This is a genomic window from Mitsuaria sp. GD03876 (assembly GCF_029840635.1).
In the GTDB taxonomy this organism is placed as follows: domain Bacteria; phylum Pseudomonadota; class Gammaproteobacteria; order Burkholderiales; family Burkholderiaceae_C; genus Roseateles.
Window position 1 is genome coordinate 1 of the sequence record NZ_JAOCCU010000087.1, and the last position, 8769, is coordinate 8769.

General features: G+C 69.2%; 8 protein-coding genes. 6 read left to right on the top strand and 2 right to left on the bottom strand.

The features are described 5' to 3' along the window. Both N5D62_RS27970 and secA read right to left on the bottom strand, forming a co-directional pair. A partial coding sequence (locus N5D62_RS27970; RefSeq protein WP_279761375.1) for an FxDxF family PEP-CTERM protein occupies positions 1-555 on the bottom strand: 555 nt, incomplete at its 3' end. Positions 556-834: 279 nt separating this feature from the next. Beyond that, entirely contained in the window at positions 835-3594 is a 2760-nt protein-coding gene (secA, locus tag N5D62_RS27975) for a preprotein translocase subunit SecA (RefSeq protein WP_279761376.1), read from the bottom strand. 258 nt (positions 3595-3852) lie between these two features. Here secA and N5D62_RS27980 point away from each other — a divergent pair, with 258 nt between their 5' ends. From N5D62_RS27980 to N5D62_RS28005, 6 genes are all read left to right on the top strand, one after another. After that, complete coding sequence (locus N5D62_RS27980; protein ID WP_279761378.1) at positions 3853-4188, top strand: hypothetical protein; 336 nt, start codon at positions 3853-3855, stop codon at positions 4186-4188. A 301-nt stretch (positions 4189-4489) separates the two neighbouring features. After that, the gene (napE, locus tag N5D62_RS27985) at positions 4490-4660 is read left to right on the top strand and encodes a periplasmic nitrate reductase, NapE protein (protein WP_279761380.1); all 171 of its coding nucleotides are present in this window, start codon (positions 4490-4492) and stop codon (positions 4658-4660) included. 95 nt (positions 4661-4755) lie between these two features. Continuing rightward, a complete protein-coding gene (locus tag N5D62_RS27990; protein ID WP_279761382.1) occupies positions 4756-5082 on the top strand; it encodes a chaperone NapD in 327 nt (108 codons plus the stop codon). Next, positions 5066-7561: a periplasmic nitrate reductase subunit alpha gene (gene napA, locus N5D62_RS27995; RefSeq protein ID WP_279761384.1), complete on the top strand. Its 2496-nt coding sequence runs from the start codon at positions 5066-5068 to the stop codon at positions 7559-7561. Before N5D62_RS27990 ends, napA begins: the two co-directional genes overlap by 17 nt. A gap of 91 nt (positions 7562-7652) precedes the next feature. After that, complete coding sequence (locus N5D62_RS28000; RefSeq protein WP_279761388.1) at positions 7653-8120, top strand: nitrate reductase cytochrome c-type subunit; 468 nt, start codon at positions 7653-7655, stop codon at positions 8118-8120. Between the two features lie 16 nt (positions 8121-8136). Beyond that, positions 8137-8769 (top strand): cytochrome c3 family protein (locus N5D62_RS28005; protein WP_279761386.1); only part of this gene is annotated, 633 nt, incomplete at its 3' end.

The following is an 8769-nucleotide window of genomic DNA, read 5'->3' on the forward strand; positions in this document are numbered from 1 at the left end:
CAGCGCGGGACGGCGCCGGGCCAGGATCAGGCCGCCGCCCAGCAGGGCCAGCACCGCCAGGGCCAGCGTGCCGGGTTCCGGCACCTGCGTGACGTTGACCGTGCCGGAGTAGCTCGCGCTGATCGCCGTGCCGGCCGCCAGGCCCTGGCCGGCGTAGCCGCGCACCGTCAGCACCAGCGGGCCGCTCAGCCGCACGTCCGGCAGCGCCGCGATCTCCAGCGCGTTGTTGAAGTTGCCCATCTTCGTGCGGCTGAAGCTGTAGGTCGCCCCGTTGATCACCGCGCTGACGAAGTTGATGTCGAAGGCCGCCGACATGCCGATCGTCGTCAGGCTGGCGTTGACCATGCCCCAGCGGTCGATGCCGGAGAAGGTGAAGGTGTCGATGAACTCGCCGGCCACCGAGTGCACGATGCTGAAGCCCGCCGTCTTGGTGTCGGCGGTCGCGCCCTGCTGGAGCGCGACGGATTGGGCCGCGGTCACCGGCGCGGCCAGCGCGGCGGTGAGGGAGGCGGCGCCCAGCGCGGCGGCGGCGAGGAGTCGGGTCGTGAGCTTCATGGCGGTGCGGTCGGTCCGGAGACCTCGGAGACCCGCGACAGCAGGTCGATGCGGCGGACTCTATAGAGCGGGGGCCGTACGGTGTCCCCCTCGGCACGGGGGGAAAAGCGGCCGCTTTCGGGCCTCGCGTGAGAAACCGCACGGCGTTCGGGCGCGCGGCCGGGCAAGGACTGGCCCCAAGGGGGAACTGGCGACGCGAAAACGACAACGGCGCCCGCGAGGGGCGCCGTCGTCAGCGGTCGGGCCGGGATGGACCGGCTCGGTTCGCGTCCGGCCGGATCAGGCCAGCTTGCCGTGGCAGGCCTTGAACTTCTTGCCGCTGCCGCACGGGCAGGGATCGTTGCGGCCGACGTGGCCCCACTCGGACGGCACGGCCTGCGTGCCGCCGGCGACCGGGGCCGCGTCCTGCGACACCGAGCCATCCTCGTTCGGATGCGTGTAGGTCACGTTGCTGACGTTCTCGGCGCGCTGCTCGATCGCGTCGGCGGCGGCGGTGGCCTCCTCCTGCGACTGGATGCGCACGTTCAGCAGCACGCGGGTCACTTCCAGCTTCACCGCGTCCAGCAGCTGCGAGAACAGCTCGAAGGCCTCGCGCTTGTATTCCTGCTTCGGGTTCTTCTGCGCGTAGCCGCGCAGGTGGATGCCCTGGCGCAGGTAGTCCAGCGAGGCCAGGTGCTCGCGCCAGTGCTGGTCGATGCTCTGCAGCAGCACCATGCGCATGAACGGCATGAACTGCTCCAGGCCGACGCGGTCCAGCTTGTCCTGGAACGCCACGTCGCCGGCCTTGAGCACGGCGTCGAGGATGTCCTCGTCGGTCAGCGTCTCGCTCTTCTTGAGCATCTCGCCCAGCGGCACGTCGAGCTTCCACTCGTCGCGCAGCACGCGCTCCAGCGCCGGCAGGTCCCACTGCTCCTCGAGCGATTCCTCGGGCACGAAGCCGCGCACCACGTCGGTCAGCGTGCCGGTGCGCAGGTGCGAGATCTGCGCGAGCAGCTCCTCGGCCTCCAGGATCTCGTTGCGCTGCTGGTAGATGACCTTGCGCTGGTCGTTCGACACGTCGTCGTACTCGAGCAGCTGCTTGCGGATGTCGAAGTTGCGGGCCTCGACCTTGCGCTGCGCGCTCTCGATCGAGCGCGTCACGATGCCGGCCTCGATCGCCTCGCCCTCGGGCATCTTGAGCCGGTCCATGATCGCGCGCACGCGGTCGCCGGCGAAGATGCGCATCAGCTGGTCGTCCAGCGACAGGTAGAAGCGCGACGAGCCCGGGTCGCCCTGGCGGCCCGAACGGCCGCGCAGCTGGTTGTCGATGCGGCGGCTCTCGTGGCGCTCGGTGGAGATCACGCGCAGGCCGCCGGCGGCCTTGACCTGGTCGTGCAGCTGCTGCCAATCGGCCTTCAGCGCCGCGACCTTGGCGTGCTTGTCGGCCTCGGACAGCGACTCGTCGGCCTCGATGGCGACGATGTCCTTCTCGATGCTGCCGCCCAGCACGATGTCGGTGCCGCGGCCGGCCATGTTGGTCGCGATCGTGATCACGCCCGGACGGCCGGCCTGGGTGATGATGTCGGCCTCGCGCGCATGCTGCTTGGCGTTGAGCACCTGGTGCGGCAGCTTCGCCGCCTTGAGCAGCTCGGCGACCTTCTCGGAGTTCTCGATCGAGGTCGTGCCCACCAGCACCGGCTGGCCGCGCTCATGGCAGTCGCGGATGTCGCGGGTGACGGCGTCGTACTTCTCCTTGGTCGTCTTGTAGACCAGGTCCAGCTCGTCCTTGCGCACCGTCGGGCGGTTCGGCGGGATCACCACGGTCTCCAGGCCGTAGATCTCCTGGAACTCGTAGGCCTCGGTGTCGGCCGTGCCGGTCATGCCCGACAGCTTGCCGTACATGCGGAAGTAGTTCTGGAAGGTGACCGAGGCCAGCGTCTGGTTCTCGGCCTGGATCTGCACGCCTTCCTTGGCCTCGACGGCCTGGTGCAGGCCGTCGCTCCAGCGCCGGCCCGTCATCAGGCGGCCGGTGAACTCGTCGACGATGACGACCTCGTCGTTCTGCACGACGTAATGCGTGTCGCGGTGATACACGTGGTGCGCGCGCAGCGACGCGTACAGGTGGTGCATCAGCGTGATGTTGGCCGCGTCGTACAGCGACGCGCCCTCGGTCAGCAGGCCGGCCTGCGACAGCAGCCGCTCGGCGTTCTCGTGGCCGTCCTCGGTCAGGTAGATCTGGTGCGACTTCTCGTCGACGGTGAAGTCGCCGGGCTCGACCACGCCCTCGCCGGTGCGCGGATCGAGCTCGCCGATCTGGCGCTTGAGCTTGGGCGCGACCGCGTTGATCGCCACGTACAGCTGGGTGTGGTCCTCGGCCTGGCCGGAGATGATCAGCGGGGTGCGCGCCTCGTCGATCAGGATCGAGTCCACCTCGTCCACGATCGCGTAGGCCAGCCCGCGCTGCACGCGGTCACGGACCTCGTAGACCATGTTGTCGCGCAGGTGGTCGAAGCCGTATTCGTTGTTGGTGCCGTAGGTGACGTCGGCGGCGTAGGCGGCCTGCTTCTCGTCCCGCGCCAGGCCCGCGTAGTTGATGCCCACGCTCAGGCCCAGGAAGCGGTACAGGCGGCCCATCCACTCGGCGTCGCGGCGCGCCAGGTAGTCGTTGACCGTCACGACGTGCACGCCCTTGCCGGTCAGCGCATTCAGGTAGACCGGCAGCGTGGCCATCAGCGTCTTGCCCTCGCCGGTGCGCATTTCAGCGATCTTGCCGGCGTTCAGGACCATGCCGCCGATCAGCTGCACGTCGAAGTGGCGCATCTTGAGGATGCGCTTGCTGCCTTCGCGGCAGACGGCGAACGCTTCCGGCAGGATGTCGTCGACGGTCTCGCCCTGGGCGATGCGCTGCTTGAACTCCTCGGTCTTCGCGCGCAGTTGGTCGTCGCTCAGCCCCTCGAACTGCGGCTCCAGCGCGTTGATCTGCTGGACGACCTTGCGATACGTCTTGAGCAGGCGCTCATTGCGACTGCCGAAAATCTGGGTCAAAAGCTTGGGCAACATGCAGCTTTGTGAAGTTCTTGGGGGTGGGCCCGGTCGGACCGGGCTCGGACGCCCGGCGGGCTGCCTCGTGGGCGGCCCGGCGAGGACAGCGCCGCGTGGCCGGTGCAGGTGGGGCCCTGGCCCCGGTTTGCAAGCGAACGCGCGGAAAAAAACCGGCGGAGTTTAGCACCCGGGTCCCGCCGCCCCGGGGCCGCGCCCCCGGGGCCGCGGCGGCGTCCGACCCCGGGTTTTCCAGCGCCCGGACTACACTGCCGCCCCATGCCGCCCCGCTACCTGCCGCCCCGCGTCAAGTCCGACACGCCCGATCCGCTGGACTTCGGCGGCGCGATGTCGCGCCATGGCGTGCTGGCCCGGCTGGGCCAGCAGCTGGCGCTGTCACAGCGCCACCTGGCGGCGGTCAGCGTCGCGCTGCCCGGGGCGATGAAGCGCTTCGTCCAGGCCGGCACGCTCGACGAGCACGGCTGGACGCTGGTGGCGGACAACGCCGCCATCGCCGCCAAGCTGCGCCACATGCAGCCCACGCTGCTGCAGCTGCTGCACGAGGACGGCCTGCTGCTCCAGGGCGAGCTGCGCATCCGCGTCCGGCAGCGTTAAGCCCGGACCGGATTCGGTTCCCGGCCATCGGCGTGCAAGGGCCGCACGGCGCCCGGTCGCTGCGCGTCCCTTGACGCGCGTCAACACCCGGGCGCGCCTGGCGGCGAAGAATCGCCGTCGAGATGCTTCCCGCAACACCTGTCCCTCCCCATCCGGCCGATGCCGGCGGACCGCCCTGCCTTTGGTCACCTAGGGGGGCGCGTTCATTGACGCATCCGGGGGCCCTCGATATAAACCCACGGGTCGCCCCCCGAACAAAACAGATACCAATCGCACGCGGCGGCCGAAAGGGAGTAGCTCCATGCCATCCATCCCACCGCCCGACGCCTCGCCGTCGACCCGCGCGGAAGAACTCCGCACCTTCCTCCTGCTCGCCGTCGTGCTCGCGCCCGTGCTGGCGGTGGTCACGGTGGCCGGCTATGGCTTCCTCGTCTGGATCTACCAGATGTTCGCGGGACCGCCCGGCAGCTGAGCGCGCCGGCGCCGCTCCCGCGGCGCCTCCCTGATCCCGCGGCCCGGCCCAACGGCGGGTCCCTGGCCGCTCCCCCAATCACCGACAAGGCAGCCATGCCCCTTGAAATGCACATCGCCAGCGTGGTGGTGCAGGCGGTGCCCCGCCTGCTCGACGACGTGGTCGCCGCCGTCGCCCGGATGCCGGCGGCGCGGCTGCACGGGCGCGCCGACAGCGGCAAGCTGGTCGTCACGCTCGACGGCGCCAGCGCCGGCGAGATCGTCGACCAGGTCGGCGAGCTCCAGCAACTGCCCGGCGTGATCAACGTCGCGCTGGTCTACCAGCACATCGAGCCCCTGGACCCGGCGGACGAGGCGTCCGCCCGCGCGCCGGCGGCTCCGGTCAACGAGAAGGAGGGATTCCCCCATGAGCACACGTCGTGACTTCGTCCGCCACTCCGCCGCCGTCGCGGCGGGCGCGGTGGCGGGCATCCCCATCGAGGCGCTGGCGCAGGACGGCTCGGCCTACGCCGAGGCGTCCAGGCTGACCTGGTCCAAGGCGCCCTGCCGCTTCTGCGGCACCGGCTGCCACGTGCAGGTCGCCGTCAAGGACAACCGCGTCGTGGCCACGCAGGGCGACCCCGAGGCCGAGGTGAACCGCGGCCTGAACTGCGTCAAGGGCTACTTCCTGTCCAAGATCATGTACGGCGGCGACCGGCTGACCACGCCGCTGCTGCGCATGAAGGACGGCCAGTACGCCAAGGACGGCGAGTTCCAGCCCGTCAGTTGGGACCGCGCGTTCGATGTCATGGCCGAGCAGTTCAAGAAGACGCTCAAGGCCAAGGGCCCGGGCGCGGTGGGCATGTTCGGCTCGGGCCAGTGGACGGTCTGGGAGGGCTACGCGGCGGTCAAGCTGATGAAGGCCGGTTTCCGCAGCAACAACATCGACCCCAACGCGCGCCACTGCATGGCCTCGGCCGTGACCGGCTTCATGCGGACCTTCGGCATGGACGAGCCGATGGGCTGCTACGACGACATCGAGAACGCCACCGTGTTCGTGCTCTGGGGCTCGAACATGGCCGAGATGCACCCGGTGCTGTGGACCCGCGTCACCGACCGCCGCCTCAGCGGCCCGGACGTCAAGGTCGCGGTGCTGTCGACCTTCGAGCACCGCTCCTACGAGCTCGCCGACATCGAGCTGACCTTCAAGCCGCAGACCGACCTGGCGATCCTCAACTACATCGCCCACCACATCATCGCGACGAACCGCGTCAACAAGGAGTTCGTCGACAAGCACGCCAACTTCAAGCTCGGCAACGCGGACATCGGCTACGGCCTGCGGCCCGAGCACCCGTTGCAGAAGGCCGCGAAGAACGCCGGCGACGCCAACGGCGCCAAGCCGATCGGCTTCGACGAGTACGCCCGCTTCGTCAGCAAGTACGACCTGGACTACACCGCCGAGCTCACCGGCGTGCCCCGCAACCGGCTGCTGGCGCTGGCCGAGCTCTACGCCGACCCGAAGACCAAGGTGATGTCCTTCTGGACGATGGGCTTCAACCAGCACACCCGCGGCACCTGGGCCAACAACCTCATCTACAACATCCACCTGCTGACCGGAAAGATCTCGACGCCGGGCAACAGCCCGTTCTCGCTGACCGGGCAGCCCTCGGCCTGCGGCACGGCGCGCGAGGTCGGCACCTTCGCCCACCGGCTGCCGGCGGACATGGTGGTGACCAACCCCAAGCACCGCGCCCATGCCGAGGAGATCTGGAAGCTCCCCGAGGGCACGATTCCCGACAAGCCGGGCTTCCACGCGGTGGCGCAGAACCGCGCGCTCAAGGACGGCGTGCTCAACGCCTACTGGGTGATGGTCAACAACAACATGCAGGCCGGCGCCAACCTGATGAACGAGGGCTATCCGGGCTATCGCAACCCGGACAACTTCGTCGTCGTCTCCGACGCCTACCCGACGGTGACCGCGGTCGCGGCCGACCTGATCCTGCCCAGCGCGATGTGGGTCGAGAAGGAAGGCGCCTACGGCAACGCCGAGCGCCGCACCCACTTCTGGCACCAGCTGGTCAAGGCGCCGGGCGACGCGCGCTCCGACCTGTGGCAGTTGGTGGAGTTCTCCAAGCGCTTCAAGGTCGAGGAGGTCTGGCCCAAGGAGCTGCTCGACAAGCAACCCGCGCTGCGCGGCAAGACGCTCTACGACGTGCTGTACCGCAACGGCAACGTCGACCGCTTCCCGCTGGCGGATGTCGACAAGGCCTACGCCAACGACGAGGCGCAGGTCTTCGGCTTCTACCTGCAGAAGGGCCTGTTCGAGGAATACGCCGCCTTCGGCCGCGGCCACGGGCACGACCTGGCCCCGTTCGACGAGTACCACAAGGCGCGCGGCCTGCGCTGGCCGGTGGTCAACGGCAAGGAGACGCGCTGGCGCTACCGCGAGGGCGAGGATCCCTACGTCAAGGCCGGCACCGGCTGGCAGTTCTACGGCAACCCGGACGGCAAGGCCAACATCTACGCCCTGCCCTACGAGCCGCCGCCCGAGTCGCCGGACAAGGACTATCCGTTCTGGCTGTCCACCGGCCGGGTGCTGGAGCACTGGCACTCGGGCTCGATGACGCGGCGCGTGCCGGAGCTGCATCGCGCGGTGCCCAACGCCTACTGCTACATGCATCCCGACGACGCCAAGGCGCTGGGCGCGCGGCGCGGGACGCTGGTGGAGATCGCGTCGCGGCGCGGCAAGATGCAGGTGCGGCTGGAGACGCGCGGGCGCAACAAGCCGCCGCGCGGCCTGGTGTTCGTGCCCTGGTTCGACGCCAGCGTGCTGATCAACAAGGTCACGCTGGACGCGACCGACCCGATCTCGTTCCAGACCGACTTCAAGAAGTGCGCGGTCAAGATCACCAAGATCGCCTGAAGGAGGACACGCGATGACCTCGATGCGATTGTTCTTCCGCCGCGCGCTGCGCCTGGGCGCGGGCGCGCTGCTGCTGGCCGGCGCGGCCGCGATGGCGCAGACCGCCGTGCCGTCCAAGGGCCAGCCCTTCTACGATGCCGCCCGCGGGCCTACGCCGATCCCCGAGACCACCAAGCCGCCGCTGCTGGGCAACCAGGTCAACGACGACCTGCGCCGCACCCGCAACTACGCGATGCAGCCGCCGACGATCCCGCACCGGGTCGACGGCTACCAGGTCGACAAGAACTTCAACAAGTGCCTGGACTGCCACGCCCGCGCGAAGACCGCGGTGTCGCAGGCGGTGCCGGTGAGCGTCACCCACTACATGGACCGCGACGGCCACATGCTGGGCCAGGTGTCCACGCGGCGCTACTTCTGCCTGCAGTGCCACGTGCCGCAGGACGCCGCGCCGCTGGTGGTGCCCAACACCTTCGTCGACATCGACGCGCTGATCCAGCGCGAGGCCCGCAACCCGCCGACCCGCAAGGACGCCGCCCCGGCGCCCGCGGGCCGCAAGTGACGCCAGGGAGCACGCCATGCTGCAAGCCACCTTCCGGCTCCTGAAGCGCACCTGGTCCGTGCTGCGGCGGCCCAGCGTCCACTTCAGCCTCGGTTTCCTGACGCTGGGCGGCTTCATCGGCGGCATCGTGTTCTGGGGCGCGTTCAACACCGCGATGGAGATCACCAACACCGAGGCCTTCTGCACCGGCTGCCACGAGATGCGCGAGAACGTCTACGCCGAGCTCAAGAGCACCATCCACTACACCAACCGCTCCGGCGTGCGGGCGATCTGCTCGAACTGCCACGTCCCGCACGACTGGACCTACAAGATCGCGCGCAAGATGCAGGCCTCCAAGGAGGTGTGGGGCAAGATCTTCGGCACGATCAGCACGCCGGAGAAGTTCCAGGAGAAGCGCCTGGAACTGGCCAAGCACGAGTGGGCGCGGTTCAAGGCCAACGATTCGCTGGAGTGCCGCAACTGCCACAACTACGAGTCGATGGACTTCACGCGCCAGAGCGCGCGGGCGCAGGCGATGCACTCGACCTACCTGGCCAGCAAGGAGAAGACCTGCATCGACTGCCACAAGGGCATCGCGCACAAGCTGCCGCACATCCCGCCCGGCGAAGGCCCGTCGGACAGCCCGGGCCAGCAGGTGCCCAAGGCCGAC